Annotated in this window: 17 protein-coding genes; 2 read left to right on the top strand and 15 right to left on the bottom strand. The window is 27.7% G+C overall.

The window, feature by feature from the left end; all coding sequences use genetic code 11:
• Positions 1-10: 10 nt before the first annotated feature.
• The 13 genes from IC758_RS05150 to IC758_RS05090 form a co-directional block, all read right to left on the bottom strand.
• Positions 11-1675, bottom strand: a complete 1665-nt coding sequence (locus IC758_RS05150; protein ID WP_227851474.1) for a DUF2334 domain-containing protein — start codon at positions 1673-1675, stop codon at positions 11-13.
• A complete protein-coding gene (locus IC758_RS05145) occupies positions 1665-2513 on the bottom strand; it encodes a diguanylate cyclase domain-containing protein (RefSeq protein WP_227436619.1) in 849 nt (282 codons plus the stop codon). Before IC758_RS05145 ends, IC758_RS05150 begins: the two co-directional genes overlap by 11 nt.
• 342 nt (positions 2514-2855) lie before the next feature.
• The gene (locus tag IC758_RS05140; RefSeq protein WP_227482919.1) at positions 2856-3908 is read right to left on the bottom strand and encodes an ABC transporter substrate-binding protein; all 1053 of its coding nucleotides are present in this window, start codon (positions 3906-3908) and stop codon (positions 2856-2858) included.
• On the bottom strand, positions 3908-4582 hold the full coding sequence (locus tag IC758_RS05135) for an ABC transporter permease (protein ID WP_227436781.1): 675 nt from the start codon (positions 4580-4582) through the stop codon (positions 3908-3910). Before IC758_RS05135 ends, IC758_RS05140 begins: the two co-directional genes overlap by 1 nt.
• Positions 4583-4686: 104 nt before the next feature.
• A complete protein-coding gene (locus IC758_RS05130; RefSeq protein WP_227436623.1) occupies positions 4687-5523 on the bottom strand; it encodes an ABC transporter permease in 837 nt (278 codons plus the stop codon).
• A 1-nt stretch (position 5524) separates the two neighbouring features.
• On the bottom strand, positions 5525-6568 hold the full coding sequence (potA, locus tag IC758_RS05125; protein ID WP_227436625.1) for a spermidine/putrescine ABC transporter ATP-binding protein: 1044 nt from the start codon (positions 6566-6568) through the stop codon (positions 5525-5527).
• 18 nt (positions 6569-6586) lie between these two features.
• Positions 6587-7126 (bottom strand): helix-turn-helix domain-containing protein, encoded by a 540-nt coding sequence (locus IC758_RS05120; RefSeq protein ID WP_021383760.1) that lies wholly within the window; start codon positions 7124-7126, stop codon positions 6587-6589.
• 430 nt (positions 7127-7556) lie between these two features.
• Positions 7557-8246, bottom strand: coding sequence for a YczE/YyaS/YitT family protein (locus IC758_RS05115; RefSeq protein ID WP_227436626.1), 690 nt, complete (start codon positions 8244-8246; stop codon positions 7557-7559).
• A 306-nt stretch (positions 8247-8552) separates the two neighbouring features.
• Positions 8553-8798, bottom strand: a complete 246-nt coding sequence (locus IC758_RS05110) for a hypothetical protein (RefSeq protein WP_255630960.1) — start codon at positions 8796-8798, stop codon at positions 8553-8555.
• A 431-nt stretch (positions 8799-9229) separates the two neighbouring features.
• Positions 9230-11110 carry a CotH kinase family protein gene (locus IC758_RS05105; RefSeq protein ID WP_227860807.1) on the bottom strand — a complete coding sequence of 627 codons (1881 nt, stop codon included), beginning with the start codon at positions 11108-11110 and terminating at the stop codon, positions 9230-9232.
• A 16-nt stretch (positions 11111-11126) separates the two neighbouring features.
• Complete coding sequence (locus tag IC758_RS05100) at positions 11127-11801, bottom strand: DUF4956 domain-containing protein (RefSeq protein ID WP_407812130.1); 675 nt, start codon at positions 11799-11801, stop codon at positions 11127-11129.
• Positions 11802-11878: 77 nt separating this feature from the next.
• A complete protein-coding gene (locus IC758_RS05095; protein ID WP_227436630.1) occupies positions 11879-12568 on the bottom strand; it encodes a polyphosphate polymerase domain-containing protein in 690 nt (229 codons plus the stop codon).
• Positions 12569-12911: 343 nt separating this feature from the next.
• Positions 12912-13499, bottom strand: a complete 588-nt coding sequence (locus tag IC758_RS05090) for a LysE family transporter (protein ID WP_227436633.1) — start codon at positions 13497-13499, stop codon at positions 12912-12914.
• Positions 13500-13605: 106 nt separating this feature from the next.
• On the opposite strand from IC758_RS05090, the gene IC758_RS05085 reads away from it, so the two are divergent.
• Complete coding sequence (locus tag IC758_RS05085) at positions 13606-14493, top strand: LysR family transcriptional regulator (RefSeq protein WP_227436635.1); 888 nt, start codon at positions 13606-13608, stop codon at positions 14491-14493.
• Positions 14494-14546: 53 nt separating this feature from the next.
• Here IC758_RS05085 and IC758_RS05080 read toward each other — a convergent pair whose 3' ends face one another.
• The gene (locus IC758_RS05080; protein WP_227824783.1) at positions 14547-16409 is read right to left on the bottom strand and encodes an ABC transporter ATP-binding protein; all 1863 of its coding nucleotides are present in this window, start codon (positions 16407-16409) and stop codon (positions 14547-14549) included.
• Between the two features lie 35 nt (positions 16410-16444).
• Positions 16445-18172 (bottom strand): ABC transporter ATP-binding protein, encoded by a 1728-nt coding sequence (locus IC758_RS05075; RefSeq protein WP_227860806.1) that lies wholly within the window; start codon positions 18170-18172, stop codon positions 16445-16447.
• Positions 18173-18244: 72 nt separating this feature from the next.
• On the opposite strand from IC758_RS05075, the gene IC758_RS05070 reads away from it, so the two are divergent.
• Positions 18245-19075: a MerR family transcriptional regulator gene (locus IC758_RS05070; RefSeq protein ID WP_227482926.1), complete on the top strand. Its 831-nt coding sequence runs from the start codon at positions 18245-18247 to the stop codon at positions 19073-19075.
• Positions 19076-19171 lie beyond the last annotated feature (96 nt).

Genomic DNA, 19171 nt, shown 5'->3' with positions numbered 1-19171 from the left:
CTAAACTTTTTTATTTTAAAAATTTCTTTTTATCTATTTTTTTAAAATATATAAATATAATTACAAAAACTAAAACACTTATAGATACTATTGATATTAAAATTTTGCTGATTTTAGATATAGATTTAAACCTAGTTTCATCTTCTTTATTTTTTTCTAAATTTCTATCATAGTTGACTTTAATTTCATTACCATTATTTCTTATTTGTATCTCATCAACCTTTACCCAATTATCAAAATCTCTTAAATCCAAAAACTCTATATTTTGTTTTTCTAGGTATTCTATTGTATCTTTCAAATATTTTATATCTAAATACGAATGAAAGAAAAAACCACCACTAAAACCTCTGACAATAGATAGTGTATCTAAATTTTCTTTTATGTTTTGAAAAGTAAGTTTATCTTCTGGGTCTATATATCCCAAATTTTCAGGAATGAATATGTTAAATTCTTCTGTATCCCTAATTACATATGGATACGTATTTGTGCTAAATTTTTTATCATTATTTTGATGTTGCCCTACATAAGTAGAAAAATATTTTTTTAATTCTTTATATCCTTCAGATTCTATTGCATAATGAGGAGCTTCAAATGCAAGAGGATAAATTCCATTTTCTATACATATTCTAAGCCCTTTTAAAACCCTATCTTTCACAAAAATTGTCATATTTTCTTTTAATGGCTCATCTTTTTCCCCATCCCAAAATTCATATCCTTCTCCAGAAACTTCTTCATTTTTATATTTATGTGTGTATCCATGTAATATCACTGTACCACCCTTATCTTGCATATATTTTACTGCTTTAACAATCTCAGGGCTTTCTGATAAAGTCGTTATCTTATGATTTTTAGGATTTACATAAGCTGGTATCAAAGCAATTGTAAATGGTATATTCTTATTGCTTAAATAATCAGCTATTTTTATTAATTCTTTTGGTTCTCTAAATGCATGTACATCTTCTATTCTTACGAATATACGACCTTTATTGAAAGTTTTAACATTAAACACATCATTTAGTGAATCACAAAATATATAAAATAAAACACCATCTAAATCCAACTTTGACACATAGAAAAGATTTTTATCATTTACAATATACGGATATTCATTTACTGTATCACTAATAGTTCCTATAATTTTATTGTTTTTATCTGTTGATTTTACAATATTAAATAAATAGTGTTCCTCCAAGTTATACTCTTTACCTTTATAGGTTACACTGTTTATATTATTTGTTTTTTTTACATATTCTAAGTTATATTTCTTATATTCCAACAGATTTTCTATACCATGCCCTAACCAGCAGATGACTCCTTTATAGGAATCTAATGAATTAATTAAGGTGTTAGTTTTTTCATCATTACTATATGAATTTTCATTTATTCCTATAATAAATATATGACTATAATAAGTTTCATTTATCTCATTATCATAGTTGCTTAATTTTAATAACTCTATATTTGAGCTAAATCTACCTAATAGAGTCCTCACAATTTTCAAGATATCTCGATTGTAAGATGTTTCTTTCTTAGAATCATAAATAACCAGTACCTTATTTGTATTAGAATAAGTCTCTACCGCATATGAGCATATATTAAAATTTGACATTATCAATACTATTAAAAGCGCAATTAACACTTTAGATAAATTTTTATTGTAAGTTTTAAACATCATACTGCAATTCCTCTTCAACCATATTCTTAAAATTTATACTGTCTCCAAAAGTATCTTTATACTCTAAAATTGCAATTTTCACATCTATATTTACATATCTTCCTTTATTATTTAAATCTAAGTTTAACTCTTTTATCCTCTTCTTTATTCTATCTCTAACAACTTTTGAGCCTTCTAATGCTGTGTTTGGCATCAGTATTCCTATCATATCTTTTTGTAAACTGTATATTATATCTTCATTTCTTGTACATTCCACAATATTTGAACTAATATATTTTACTATTTTGTTAGTTTTACTTTCACCAAATATAGTCTGTAGGTTTTCATAATATGGTAATTTTACTATCATAAGAGAAAAAGTAGTAGTATATCTGACTGACTTACTTATTTCCATATCTACATCATTATAAAAAATTTTTAAGTTTCTAAGCCCAGTTTCATTATCTATAGTTACTAGTTCCTTATATTGTTCAGTTAATTTTATATTTGTAAGTTGTAATTCATTTATGTTTTTATTTATGTTCCCCATTATAATTGAAGATATTGGTATTGCTATTATCCATATATATGATATAAACTCAACATCTATATTGTGAGTAATATTGTTATATAAAATATAGGATGTATATATAAATATAGTTATTGAACTTGTTATTAAACCAACTACTGAGTTTGATAAATAAGTTAACATTATTATAAAAAAAATAACTGATAACATTATAAATACATTCAGTTTATTTTCTGTTCTAATAGATAGTATTACTATCCCAACAATTAAAAATATAAAAACAAACAAACTTAACATTAATAAATCTATCTTTTTATTTGTCCCATTCATTTTTTATAAATTTACACCTCCAATTATTTTATTAAGTTGCCCATTTTTTCTAATTATTATTAAAATCAATATGTAAATAATTTTTTAACTTAATAAAAATAAATTAAATTATATATATATAAATAAATAATAAAAAAACAAGCAAATATTTAAAATTAATGCTATCTATTTGCTTATCTTTAAAATAATTATCATGTATGTATTTATAGTAAATAAATTATATATATCTATAACATATACATATTTATGTATAAGCAAAAAAATAAAACTGTTCAATAATTAGAAAATAATTTCTAAATAAGAACAGTTTTATTAAGTAAATATTATTAAATAAATAATACTCTATTTTGATTTTAACTCTATCCAAGCCTTATCATATAACTTGATGTTTTCACCAATATCTTCAAAAGTTTCACATTTAGCAAGTACATCCTTAGATGGATATGCAACAGGATTGCTAGTTATTTCTGGGTCCAATAACTTTAGTGCTCCTGTATTAGGTGTTGAATATCCAATATACTCAGCATTTACTTTTGCATTTTCTGGGTCTAGCAAGAAGTTTATAAATAACTCAGCTTCTTTTTTATTTTGTGCTGTTGTAGGTACACACATAGCATCCACCCACTTGTTTGTACCTTCTTTAGGTATAGCATAATCAAGGTCAGGATTTTGATCCATCAATGTAACTGCATCTCCAGAATACAACATGCCCATTGCAACTTCTCCACCTAATAATCTATCTTTTCCTTCATCGTTTACATATGCTAAGACCAAATCCTTTTGCTTTATTAAAAGATTTTTTGCTTCATTTATTTCTTTTGGATTTACACTATTCATACTGTATCCTAATTTTTTAAGGGTTATCCCTATAGTATCTCTAACAGAGTCAAACATCATCATGTTTCCTTTATATTTTGGATTCCAAAGTATATTCCAACTATCTATAGGCTCTTTAACTTCTTTTTTATTATATAAGATTCCAAGAGTACCCCACATATATGCAACACTATATTCATTAGTTTCATCATATACAGGATTTAAAAAACTCTTATCTAAATACTTCATATTAGGTATATTTTTAAAATCTATTTTTTCCAAAAGACCTTCATTTTTCATTTTTTCTACCATATAATCTGATGGAAAAACTAAATCATAATGAGTGCTACCACTCTTAACCTTTTGATACATCATTTCATTAGTATCATAAGTTGAATACTGAACTTCTATTCCTGTTTCTTTTTCAAACTTATCTATAAGAGATTCATCTATATAATCACCAACATTATATACATTTAGAACCTTTGTAGAATCTGTTGACTTATTACATCCTGTAAATAAAGTTGCTGTAATCATACCTACAGTTATAAGGGATATTATTTTCTTAAACTTAATCATTATTTAGTCCCCCTTACTATAGATTCTTTTTTATTAGCCAATAGAAGTAATCCTAAAACCACCGCAAACATTATCGTTGATAATGCATTTATTTCAGGCTTTATACCTCTTCGAGCCATTCCATAGATTTCTATAGAAAGATTACTTACACCATTTCCAGCATTAAAGAAACTTATTATAAAGTCGTCTATTGACATAGTAAATGCAATCAAAAATCCAGAAACTATACCTGGTTTTATTTGTGGTAAAATTACTTTTCTAAGAGCATACATAGGTGTTGCTCCTAAGTCCATAGCTGCATCTTCTATATTATCAGGTAATTGCTTCATTTTTGGTAAAACTGAAAGTATAACATATGGCAAACAAAACATTATATGTGCTAATAACATTGTTGTAAAACCAAATTCCATTTTTACAAATACAAATAGACTCATAAGGGCTACTGCTGTAACTATTTCTGTATTTAAAATAGGAAGGTAGTTTACATTCAGTATTAATTTTTTACTCTTCCCTCTCATCTTATGTATTCCTATAGCACTTATAGTTCCTACTATTGTTGATATTACAGATGCTAATATAGCTATAACAACAGTGTAATATAAAGCACTCATTATACTTTCATTTTGAAGTAATTGACCATACCATTTCCACGTAAATCCATTCCATCTTGCCATTGATTTTGAATCATTAAAAGAAAATAGTACCAATGCAAATATGGGTGCATACAAAAATAAGAATACTAATGCTAAATATATATTAGAAGTTATTTTCTTTAATTTTAAAATAGTAACCCACCACCTTCTTTGTCAGATTCATCTCCAAATTTTGACATTATCGACATGGATATTAATATTACTATCATCATAAATATCGATATAGCTGAGCCAAAGTTCCAATCTCCAACAACTGTGAATTGTTGTTCAATTAAATCTCCAACTAACATTATTTTACCTCCACCTAGCAGTCTTGATATTGCAAAAGTAGTAACTGCTGGCATAAATACCATAGTTATTCCAGACATTACTCCAGGCAAACTCAAAGGAAATATAATTTTTCTAAATACTGTCATGTTATTTGCACCTAAATCATGAGCAGCATTTATTAAATCATTATCCATCTTTGAAAGTGCTGTATATATTGGAAGAACCATAAATGGTAAAAAGTTATATACCATACCTAAAAGTATAGCAACATTAGTATACAAAATTGCTAATGGCTGTATTCCAAACCATCCTAAAAACGTATTTAAAAGTCCATTTTTTCCTAATATAGCTACCCATGCATACGTTCTTAAAAGAAAATTCATCCACATAGGAAGAATAAACAACAGTATTAATGAACCTCTTCTACTTACATGAGCTTTTGAAATTATATATGCCACTGGATAACCAACTACAAGACATATCAATGTAGCTACTCCTGCTAAAAGAATAGAACGAGCAAATACTTTAATATATATAGGGTCTATTACTTCTTTATAATTCTCAAGTGTAAATGCATAACCTGTACTTGAGTCTTTTGTAAAACTGAAAAATACTACTAGTATTAAAGGAATTATTACAAATATCGCACTCCAAACTACATATGGATATGCTAAAAAAGATTTCTTCTTCATATTAGTTACTCTCTTTTCTCATTATATGGATGTCTTCTGGATATATGTCCATGCCTAGTTCTACTCCAACTTCAGCATTTTTAGTATTATGAAGTATCCACAATCTTCCATTTTCATTTAATTCTATTTCATAGTGCACTCCTTTAAATACTGTAGATGTAACTTTCCCCTTTAACATTCCTTCTTCTGGCTTTACCATTTTTATATCTTCTGGTCTTATTACTACTTCTATATTTTCATTTTTTTCAAATCCTTTATCTACGCACTCAAACTCTCTATTACAGAAATTTACTTTATAATCTTCCATCATAATTCCATCAAATATATTACTTTCACCTATAAACTTTGCTACAAATGAATTTTTAGGTTCATTGTATATATCTTGAGGTGTTCCCATTTGTTGTATTTTACCTTTGTACATTACAACAATAGTATCTGACATAGTAAGAGCCTCTTCTTGGTCATGAGTTACAAACACAAATGTTATTCCTAATTTTTTTTGAATTCTTTTTAATTCTATTTGCATTTCTTGTCTTAATTTTAAATCTAATGCTCCAAGTGGCTCGTCTAGTAACAATACTTTTGGTTCATTAACTAAAGCTCTTGCTATTGCAATCCTCTGTTGTTGTCCTCCACTTAATGAGTCAACTTGTCGTCTTTCAAAGCCTTCTAGTGCAACAAGTTTTAAAACCTCTTTCACTTTAGCATCTATTACATCTTTTGGAGTCTTTTTAATTTTTAGTCCAAAAGCTACATTTTCATATACATCCATATGTGGAAATAAAGCATATTTTTGAAACACTGTATTTACTTGTCTTTCATACGGTGGCAAATTATTTATCTCTTTACTTTCAAATAAAACTTTACCATCATCAGCATACTCAAACCCTGCTATTATTTTTAATGTAGTAGTTTTTCCACATCCACTTGGTCCAAGTAAAGTTAAAAACTCATTTTTCTTTATATCTAAATTGAAATTATCTAAAACAGTAAGTTCCTCATAATGCTTAGATATATCTCTTAATTCTATTATATTTTCTACCACTTATTAAACACCTCTATTCTAAAATGATGGTGGCGTACTTACCCAAATCACTTTTGCTGTCGTTTTACCTTCGTTTGATATATAGTGATTTGCTCTTGGTCTAAAGTAAAAGCTTTCTCCTTTTTTTACCTTATTTTTCTTTTCGCCTATATGAACATATATTGAACCTGCTAATACATATCCAAATTCTTCACCTTCATGTGGCTTTTCTTCTTTATATTGTCCACCTGGATACAATGTTATTATTATTGGCTCCATTTCATTTTTTTGTGAATTTGGAATTAACCACTTTAATTTATATTTTAAATCTTCATCTTCAGTTTCAAACATGTCTTCTTTTGTAAAACTAATTCTTTCGTCATCTATTTCATTAAAAAATTCCCTTAAATTTGTACCTAATATCTCAAGTATATCTATAAGGGTAGCTATGGATGGTGATGTTAAGTTATTTTCTAGTTGAGAAATAAATCCTTTTGACAATTCACATCTATTAGCTAACTCTTCCTGGGTCAGTTGTTTTTCTGTTCTTAATCTTTTTATCTTTTCACCTATATCCATGTTGCACCTCCTAATTTTTGTTTTATTTTACTAAACATTTTGTTTACTAAACATTGAGTTTAAAATTTGTAAACAACATAGGTAATTATATATAAAATTTAGATATAATACAAGACTTTTTTGCTAATTTTTTTATTTTTTTAGTTAGAATAAATACAAGTATTTTAAAGGCTTTGAAAATACACAATTTGAATGTGTTTATATTAATATCTATAAAGTTTAGTATCTCTAATTATAAATAAATCAATTCATATAACATATATAAAAGCTTTTAAAGTCTTAGAATATGTTAAGTAAATAAAAAATTGCTAAAAATCTATATTTTATAGTTTTTTAGCAATCCATATCTTTTAATATTTGAAATTTTATATATTTACAAGAAAATTTTTATTTATAATTACTATATACTTCTAATTAATTCTTTATAGAGCTATTTAGCCATATTTTGAGTAGCAGGTTTTTTATCTCCGCTCACATACAATTTTATAAATTTTATATCATCTATTATAAATCTATGTTTGATTTTACTACAATCTAATTTAAACAAATTGAATAATATTTGTGTAAGATATCCTAGACCAAATGCACTTATTATAGTTCCTATGCCAACTTTTCCACCTAAGAAAAATCCAACTATTAATGCACCAACTTCTATAGTTCCTCTTATTAAGTTAAGTGATTTTCCTGTTTTCTTTTGAAGAGCAACCATCAAACCATCTCTGGGTCCACTTCCTAGACCACTTCCCATGTAAAATACCATTCCAAGAGCTACAAGCCCCAAACCTAAAATTAACATAATTATTCCTATTAATACACTATCCGTCTTTGGAATTAAGTTAGTATATAGAAGTAAGTCCATAAAAAAGCCAATTAATAACATATTGAATACAGTTCCCCATCCTACATTTTCACCTAGAATAACATCAGCTATAACTACTATAGAGCCTACAATTATAGAGGCAGTCCCTATAGTTATTCCTACATGATTTGAAAGACCTTGATGAAACACATCCCAAGGAGATAAACCTAGGTTACAATTTATCGTCAATACTATACCAATTGAACATATAAATAGACCTAAAACCAGCTTTGAAAATTTCCATAATACTTTTTGTAACAAAATCTACCCCTCCTAAACATAATTTAACTACTCACCTTAAATACCAAAAGTCAGCAGTTTTCGTGCAAAAATCCTATCTTATAAATTTTATAATCTAACTCTATGATACATCATTTTATGCTAAATAACTACCATTTTATTACAATTTGGTTACAAATTTTCAGATTATTTTTTTGAAGAAATAATTTATGTTTTCTACAATTAAACACTATATTTTCAATTTTATTTATAATTAAATAATAAAAGCTATTTAAACATATTTTATTATATTTAAATAGCTTTTATTTTATTATGGTAATATTATTGTTAGTATGCAGCATTTAGTTTTTCTTCTATTTTCTTTTGAATAAATCCAAATACAAATAATATGAACCAATACACAAATCCTGCTACTAAGAAAGCTTCTAGATATTTATATTTACTACCGCCATTATAATTTGCTGTTGCCATTATTTCTATTACCCCTATAGTAAAAGCTAGTGATGAACCCTTAATTAAATCTACAAAGTGATTAGATAATGCAGGTATAGCTACTCTTATAGCCTGTGGCATAACTATTCTTCTAAATATTTGTACATTACTTGATGATATTTTTATTTACATGAATTTAAACTTTATTTATATACTATAATTTAGTTTTATAATTTTTAAACTTACACATCACTCTTTACTTTAATATAAGTTAAATTTAAAACATTCATTTTTATGGATATTTCTACAAAATATAAATTTATTTTCCATTTACCCCAAAATAATCGTATTATACTTTTCATACTTTGTCTAATCGTTTTTTTCTATGTACTTTTTTAATAGAATTAAATTTTACTATATCATTGTAAAATTATAAATGTACGAAATTACAACGATTATTAATCTAACACTAATAAGAAAATACTTTTTATTAAAAACAAAGATATTAAAATAAAAAAAATACTGTTAAGTAGATATTTACTTAACAGTATCAATATTATTTGTATCTAAATCTATTTTGACTTTATAAATCTTCTTCGGTTTATCTTTGATACACCTACTAGCATAACTGACATGATTATCATTGAAACTCCACCTAAAATTAATTTAGAGTATGTTGTTGTTTTATTCATAGAGTCGCCTCCTTTATTACCAAAACCCCCAGCTTCCTTTGGATTACCTTGACTTCTATCTATATTCATATCTCCATTTTTACCATTCATATCACCCTTATCCATATTTCCCATTCCTGGTGGTGTTTTACCATCCATGCCTTCAGGTGGCTCTGGCATGCCACTCATCTTATCATCAGAATTTTCTGTGTCTTTACTTTCACTTGAACTATTATCATCAGAAGTTTCCTTAGTTGAAGAAGATTCTCCACTTAATTGAGCTTTTATAGTTTTACTCATATTTTCTGCAACTTCTAAAACTCCTGGTATTGACTTTCCACCTTTACCCATAGGCCCTCCTGACTTTTCATTAGTATCATCACCACTTTTATTGGTATTTGTATTATTCTCATTTTCACTATTATCTGTAGTGTTATTTTGAGTATCATTATCCGTATTAGTTTTGGCTTTGCTTAATGTTAATTCAGCATTAACTTCTTTTTCATTACTTTTGTTTTCAAAACTCTTATTTTTATTGTTAGAATCTTTATTATTAGATTCTTTATCACCAAATCCCTTATTATCACTAGAGTCTTCAATTGAAGATGTTATATTTTTTTCAAATTCTTCATAAGTATAAAATGCTGTTGGGTCTTCTTTTACATATGATGCTATCAAGTCATGTAATTTTGTTGTCATATTTTCCAGATAATCTGAATCCAAGTACTTGGTTACTATTTCTTCTAGATATTCATGATACTTAGCTTTATATGTATCATTTTTTAATAATGCAGATATTAAAGGTCTCTCTTCCAAATTACCTGTTGTAGGTTCATCAATAGCTATAGATTGACTACCTCCACCAAAACCACTAAATCCACCAAATGACATATTAAAGTCCCATGGCAACATAGAAAACACTCCATCTTGTTCATATAAATAGTAATTATGAGCGAAACTACCTTGATAACTATCAAGATTTAATAAAGCTGTACTTATTGCTATATTTTTGAGGACAGAATCTACATCAAGATATTTTTCAACATCCTCACCTGTATCTAAAGATTTTAGTAGTTTTGTAACTTTAGACCAATCAGCAGTTTTCTTGTCACTTTCAACGATTAGATTTGAGTAACTATCTGGGTCATCACCCTCATATTGTAATGAGGCTCCTTCATCTGATTTGTATAAGTCTCCAGTTACATCTCCAAAATTATTTTCAAGATAAGATTCTTTTAACCCTTCTACTGCCAAATATAATCCATGATATTCACCATTTATAGAAACTTTAGCATATGCAAATTCTGGAGTAGCTAATCCCATCTCCTCACAGACACTATAAGTTAAAAATTCTCTCATATAAGATGGGTCAGAATAACAGTTATTAAGGTTTAATTGAGTAAGACCTTCCATACTTTGACTAGTATTATATTTATCGAAATTAATCTTATAGCTATATCTATCACTATCACTATTTGCTACAGATGTAAGACTTGAATTTCCTTTAGTTCTTATACCAACGTTTCCATATGTGTCTCCATTTACAGTTACTTTTGCAACTTTAAATTCTTCTTTTATAGCATTTTCATTCATATCTTCCAAGTCACTTTCATCTATTTCTATATTAACTTCCATAACCTTGTCTCTGTCAAAATATTTTTCAATATATACATTGCTATATAAATCAACATTTTTATTACCATATGTACTGTAAACTCCAACTACTGCACATAAAAATATAACCATAATTGAGATAAGAAGGGTAAATTTTTTATCTTTCATAAAAGATTACTCCTCTCTATGCTACATAGTCACCATTATAACTTACAAGAACTGCATTAGTAACTCCATCGACTTGGCTTAAGTCATTTATAAGACTTGTTTCTCCGTCTTTCATTCTTACTTCAAATACCAATTCTATACCTTTTTCTGGTGTAACACTTTTTGATTTTATTTGATATTTAGAAAATACTTTTTTAATTTTGTCAGTTGCAATATCTTCTGAATTCTCATTATTACAATTTACCATCAGTATATATGGTGTTTCAGATATTGTTTTGTTTGAAAAGAATATTAGAATCAATCCCATGATTATTGAACCCATAACAGCTAATGGAATCAAACCTGCACCTAAAACTATGCCTGAGCCTAATGACCAAAATAGAAATACCAAATCCATTGGGTCTTTAATTGCTGTTCTAAATCTTACTATAGATAAAGCACCAACCATACCTAGAGATAAAACTACATTTGATGTAACTGCCAATATTACGAAAGTTGTAAGCATTGTAAGTGCTACAAGTGACACATTAAATGGTCGAGAATACATAATACCCATATAGGTTTTTTTGTAAATCATATATATAAACAAACCTACTAAAAATGCTGAACCTAGAGCTAAAGCACTATCTACAAATGAAAAACCTGATACATTTTCTATAAAACTTGATTTAAAAATATCGTTAAACGTCATAACTAAAATCATCCTTCCTATTTTTTAATTTTTTTATTTTATTTGGACGCTCTTTACCTAAAATTTGAATTTAAATCCTATATATACAATCTACTTGATGCATACTTTGAAACTGCTGTAGAAGTAGTTTTATTAATCTGAACCAAATCTTTTATAAAATCTGGTATAAACTCATCATATTTAACTTCTAATACAGTCATATTTTCATCAATAACTGATACTGTTGGCAATTCTTTATTGAATAAATTGACTGAATTTACAGAAGTCTTAATATTGCTATCGATTGTAACTCTTACATTTCCAAGTGGATAGACAAAAGCTTCTCTATCATAATCAACTATACTTTTTGCCTCCAATCTTTCACATTTTATTTTTAAATAAAATTCTCTTAATAAGCAGTTTGTCGATTCTTTTAAAAACTCAATGTCATTTTTTAATATCTTCTCTACTTCTTTTTTAGTTAAACTAGCTGACAGTTTTGATGTCATATTATAATGTTTTATTTTCTTCTCCAATTTTATATAAGAAAGGTCATTATTATAAAATCTTATTCTAAACTTTTCTCTCATTGCAACTCCATTTAACTTATCTAAAAGTGCTTTATCTTCAGGAGTGTCAAAATATAAACTTCTGATAAGATACTTTCCATCTTTTGATGCATTTCTATCTTTTTTCATTATTGGATAAAGCCTTGATTTTAAAGCTAGGACATCAGCTTCAGTTATTTTGTGTTTCATCTCAAATCTATAGTTTAACTTCTTATCCATTATTATCACCTCTCAATTCATTTAACTATGTTTGATTTATTTTATATTTAGAGTATACTTCACTTGACTTTGTTAAATCTCCGTAAAATAAGTGCATCTTTATGGCATATATGTGGCAAACAAGATTAAGCTGATGAGATTTCTATAAATTTATTAAATTTTATATGGTATTAGATTCTGTATAGTCAGTGAATAGTTGTTTTAGAGGTAAAAAAAAGAAGATGTTATTTATAGATAAATTAAATATTTCAAATAAAAAATCAAGTTTCTTATTCAAAATGATATAATCCATAATTCCATCTTCTAAATTTATAATACTAAATAATTAAATTTATATGCTTAATTATGTTAAAATTAGTTTTACTGCACTCCAAACAAGTACTAGTGCCATAATAATATTAATTACTTTATAATGCTTGTTTATATATTTTTGTAAAATACCTCCTGCTAGAGCCCATGTCAAAGTCCCAGATATGCCTACAATACTATTACAAACTGCTGCTGATAATAAATATTCAACTGACTGTGACACAGGTATTACATACCCTGTATATACAGTAATAGCAAATATTATAATTTTTACATTGACAAACTGCAGAATAAATCCAGTCCAAAAGGATTCTTTCTTCACATCACTATCATTGTTTGGCTTGCTCTTAGCTACTTGTATTGCTAACCAAATAATATAAAGTGCTCCTATGTACTTCATAATACCAGTAATCATTGGTATAAACTTTGATAATTCAAGGCATCCAAGAGCACATATAAACATAATACATATAAATCCCATACTAATTCCTATAACCACTGACTTTCCTTTTTTCCATCCATTATTACTAATTGTGTTTAATGCAAGAATATTATTAGGTCCTGGTGTAAAACCTGTAACAAATGCGTATGGTAAAAAAGACAATAAAACTTCACTCAACACTTGTAATCACTCTCCTTTTATATTATAATACTATAAATCAAACAATAAAAAAAATCGAAATATTTAAATCTATACTTCAATTATATTGAATGAAATGAGGATGAGCATGTATTTTAAATACCTACAAACTTTTAAAACCATAATAGAAGAAGGTAGTTTTTCTAAAGCAGCAAATAAACTCAATTACACACAATCAACAATAACATTCCAAGTACAACAGTTAGAACAAGAGCTATCTACACACTTATTTGAAAAGATAGGAAGAAAAATGGTTCTAACTAAAGCTGGCAAAAATCTAATACCTTATGTGGATGACGTTCTATGTTCTGTTGATAAAATGAAGAATTTTGGTACTGACTTGTCTGAGTTACGTGGTGATTTACATATCGCAATGGGAGAAACTCTTATTTGTTATAAAATACCTCCTATTTTAAAACGTTTTCATGAAATGGCACCAAATGCAAGGCTATTTCTTCGCTCAATGAATTGCTATGATATTAGAAATTCTTTGCTTGCAGGAAGCATTGATTTAGGAATATTTTATAAAGATATTGGAGGCTTGGGAAATTCTATTTCTACCTATACTGTTGGAGAATCACCTTTGACACTAGTTGCATCTCCAAAAGTAAAAAAACAATTCCCTGATTTTATTACTCCAAACCAAGAATTAGATATACCTTTCATAATAGATGAGCCAGCATGTATTTTTAGACAAATGTTTGAATCATATTTAAATGAAAAAAATATTACTCTAGACCATACGATTGAACTCTGGAGTATACCTACTATTAAAAATTTAGTAAAAAATGATATGGGAGTGTCATACCTTCCTACGTTTGCAGTAGAAGATGATTTGAAGACAGGAGAACTATGTGCAATAGATACAGAGTTAGATGATAGAAGCATTGTAGCAGTATGTGGCCATCATAAAAATAAGTGGATTAGTCCACTTATGCAATTATTTATTGATTTAGTTGTTTCAAATGAAAAATAGATAGACTTATTTAAAATAAGTCTATCTATTTCTTATCATATTAATTATTTTAATTACACAACTTCTTCGTCATATTCACTTGAAAATTGGCTATTATAAAGTTCTTCATAAAATCCTTTATTTTCAATAAGTTCTTTGTGATTTCCTTGTTCAATAATAGTACCTTCTTTCATTACTAATATTAAATCCGCATCACGAATAGTGGATAATCTATGTGCAATAACGAAGCTAGTTCTTCCCTTCATTAAGTTATTCATTGCCTTTTGAATCTCAACCTCTGTTCTAGTATCTACGCTAGAGGTTGCCTCATCAAGAATTAACACTGATGGGTCTGAAAGTATTGCCCTGGCAATTGTTAAAAGTTGTTTCTGACCTTGAGATAGATTAGAAGCATCCTCAGTCAATACGGTATCATAACCTTTAGGTAAAGTTCTTATAAAGTGGTCTACTCTTGCTGATTTTGCTGCATTTACAATCTCATCCATTGTAGCATCTGACTTACTATAAGCAATATTTTCTTTTATACTACCATTAAATAGCCATGTATCTTGTAGAACCATTCCAAACATAGTTCTAAGTTCTCCACGTTTTAAGTCTTTTATATTAACTCCATCAATAGTAATTCTTCCACCTTGTATCTCATAAAACCTCATAAGTAAATTTACAAGAGTTGTCTTCCCAGCTCCTGTAGGTCCAACAATTGCAATCTTATCTCCTGCATTCAATTTAATATTAATGTCTTTCATAAGAATAGAATCATCACTATATCCAAATTTAACATGTTCAAATTCCACTTTACCTTTAGGCATGTTGATAACTTTTGAATCTTCTTTGTCCTTTATTTCTTCAACTTCATCCATAACTTTAAAAACTCTCTCTGCAGATGCAATTGCAGCTTGAAGCATATTTACAATATAAGATATCTCTGTAGTAGGCTCTGATGCTTGATTTACATATTGTATAAACGCCTGTATACTACCAAGAGTCATTGCTCCAGTTGATGCAAATACACCTCCCACAACTGCTATAATAACATACCCAATTTGATTTATAAATCTAATAATTGGAGATATAGCATATGATGAGAATTGAGCTTTTCTACTAGCATTATAAAGATTTTGATTTAATTCTTTGAAGTTTTTTATAGTATCTTTTTCTTTACTAAATGCCTTGACTACTATTTGACCAGTAAACATCTCTTCTATATTGCTATTTAATTCTCCCAATGCTTTTTGATTTTCTGAAAATCTATTTTGTGATTTTCTTGCAATTATAACAGTAATACCTAAGGAAACAAGCAATGTTACAGCTGATACTATTGTAAGTGGTATACTTATGCTTATCATCATTACAATAGAACCAATCACTGTGACCACTGCCGTAATAAGTTGCATTAACCCTTCTTGTAAACTATCTGCTACCTTCTCTAAATCATTTGTTACGATACTAAGTGTTTCCCCTTTTTTGTGGGAATCATAGTACTTAAGAGGAAGCTTATTTAATTTATCACTTAAATCTTTTCTCATGTTAAGAACTAAATTTTGTGCAACCCCTGACATAATATATTGTTGTATATATATGAATACTGCACTAATCAAATATAACCCTAGAAGTATTGATATTATACCTCCCATAGTACTAAAATTCACACTGAACTTTGTACCTGTTTGAACTGCAGTTTTAATCCCATTAAATAATTGGTCAATAGCTTTTCCCATAACCATTGGTGCTAAAACTGTAAGAGCTGAACTTACTAATACTGAAATAAAAATCATTAATAACTTAAATTTTTGTTTCTTCATATATTTCAATAATCTTTTAGTAGTCTTTTTTGCATTTTTAGCTTTTTCTGCTGACATACCATCCTCAAAACTAAGTACATCTACATCTTGTTTTTCTGTTATTTTTTCACTCATATTACACCTCCAAATACACAGATTGATTCTTCACTCTATGCAAGTTCTTCTTTACTAAGCTGTGAATCTGCGATTTGCTTATAAACTTCACAATTTTCAAGTAACTCTTTATGTTTTCCTATACCTACAATTTCTCCATCATTCAAAACTATAATCTGATTAGCATCCATAATTGTACTTATACGCTGTGCTATAATTATGGCTGATGAATCTTTAATTTCATTCTTCAATGCTTTTCTAAGCCTTTTATCTGTATTGAAATCTAATGCAGAAAAGCTATCATCAAAAACATATACTTCTGGTTTTCTAACTAATGCCCTTGCAATAGATATTCTCTGTTTCTGGCCGCCAGATAAGTTATTTCCTCCTTGTGCTACGAACGAATCATACTTATCTTCCATATCAGAAATAAATTCATCAGCTTGGGCTACATTTGCAGCATATTTTACTTCTTCAATACTTGCATCTTCTTTTCCATATCTTATATTTTCTTCTATTGTCCCACTAAATAAAAAGGCTTTTTGTGGTACAAATCCAATCTTGTCTCTAAGCTCTTTTTGAGGCATGTTCTTAATATCTTGACCATTTATAGATATTTCTCCAGATTGAATTTCAAAAAAACGTGGTATTATATTTGCAATAGTAGATTTACCAGAACCAGTGCTTCCTATAATTGCAGTTACTTCTCCAGATTTTGCTTCAAATGTTATATTGTTTAAAACAGGTTCCTCCGACTGTGAATATGAAAAAGTTACATTTTTAAATACTAAATGGCCTCTTTTTGAAGTAATATCTTTATATCCATTTCCATCTACAATTTCAGGTTCTATGTCTAAGATTTGGTTTACTCTATCTGCACAAGCTCCTGCTCTAGGTATGTACATAAATACCATTACTCCCATAATTAAATAAAATAATATTAAGATACAATACTCAACCAGTGCCATTATATGACCTATCTCCATATTTCCATTACTTACTCTCATACCACCAAACCAAATTATACTCACTATACCTAAGTTCATTATTAACATTACAACAGGCATAAGTACTGCAAATATTTTATTTATTGAAATTGCTGTTTCAGAATAATCTATTGCAGTTCTATCAAATCTCTTTTTTTCAAAACGACTTCTATCAAAAGCTCTTATAACTCTTACTCCAGTTACTACTTCACGTAATACTCTATTCATATTATCCATCTTTATTTGCATCATTTTAAACAATCTGATAACTTTTTTACCAACCAAAAACGCAGATAACATGAATAGAAACATTACTGTAACAATAATAATTGTCATTACTTTATCTATAGAATATGCTAAGAATAAACCACAAACTGTTATGATTGGTGCTGGTAATACCAACTGAATAAACATAAACAAAGATTGACCTATTAAAGTAATATCACTAGTACTCCTAGTAATCATTGAAGCTGTTCCTATTTTATTAAAATCATTTATTGATAAATCTTGTGATTTTATAAATACTGCTTCTCTAATATCTCTACAAAATCCAGATGAGAGATTTGATGATACTTTGCAAACTAAAACAGCTGATAAAGCTGTTATACCTGCTGCTATCAACATAATTAAACCTGTCTTTACAATATAATCTACATCCCCCTTTACTACACCATTATTTACTATACTTGCTGTAAGTGTTGGTATATATAAAGTTCCAAGAGTTTGTAAAAATGTAAACATCAGCACTGTAACAATTAAAACTCTATATGGTTTTAAAAAACGAATTAATTTTTTCATACAATCACACTCCTTTATAGAATATTATGATAAACTATACTGTAACAGGATAGTCAAGGAGGAATTTTAATTATGAGTCAAATTTCGAAAAATTATTTCACAACTGGAGAATTTGCAAAGATTTGTGGAGTCAATAAAAAGACGCTTTTTCATTATGATGATATAGGTCTTTTCTCTCCAGAGTTAAAGAAGGAAAACGGATATAGATACTACTCATACCATCAACTCAGTATTTTTGGTATAATCTCTTCTCTTAAGGAAATTAAAATGCCTTTAAAAGAAATTAAAGCTTATATAGATAAACGAACTCCGAATTTACTAATTGAACTTTTAGAAAAGAAAACTCTTGATATTAACAATGAAATTGAAAAATTGAATAATATTAAGGCTTTAATGGAGTCTACTATTTCATTTACTAAAAAAGCATGTAATATAGATGCAAATACGATTACTTTAGAAGAACATGAGGAAGAGTATTTAGTCAAAACGCCTCTTACTTATAAAGAACCCTTTCTTGGAGATGATGATGAAAACTTTTTATATGAATGTATTAACTTTATGGATAACTATGATTTAGGTGATGATGGTATGATTGGTTCAATCATTAAAGGCGAAGATATAATGAATAGAGATTTTGAGTCATATTCATATTTATTTACAAAAGTTAATAAAGACTATAAGAAATATCCTACATCAATCAAACCAAAAGGGCTTTATGTAACTGCTTATCATAAAGGAAGTTATGAAACTATTAATAAAACTTATGAAAAACTATTAGAATTTTTCAATCAAAATAATTTATATATGGGAGATTTTGTTTATGAAGAATATCTCCTATATGATATAAGTGTAAGAGATTCTAATGAATATCTAACTCAAATATCAGCAGAAGTTAAAATGTAAAAGGAGATACTAAAGAATACAAAAATGAATGTAAAGATTAATAATGAGTATAGCAAATTAAATAAATTTTATAATAGTATTATCTAAAGCATACAG

The sequence above is a fragment of the Clostridioides sp. ES-W-0016-02 genome (genome assembly GCF_020641035.1).
In the GTDB taxonomy this organism is placed as follows: domain Bacteria; phylum Bacillota; class Clostridia; order Peptostreptococcales; family Peptostreptococcaceae; genus Clostridioides.
This window is presented reverse-complemented; position numbering and strand designations above follow the sequence as displayed.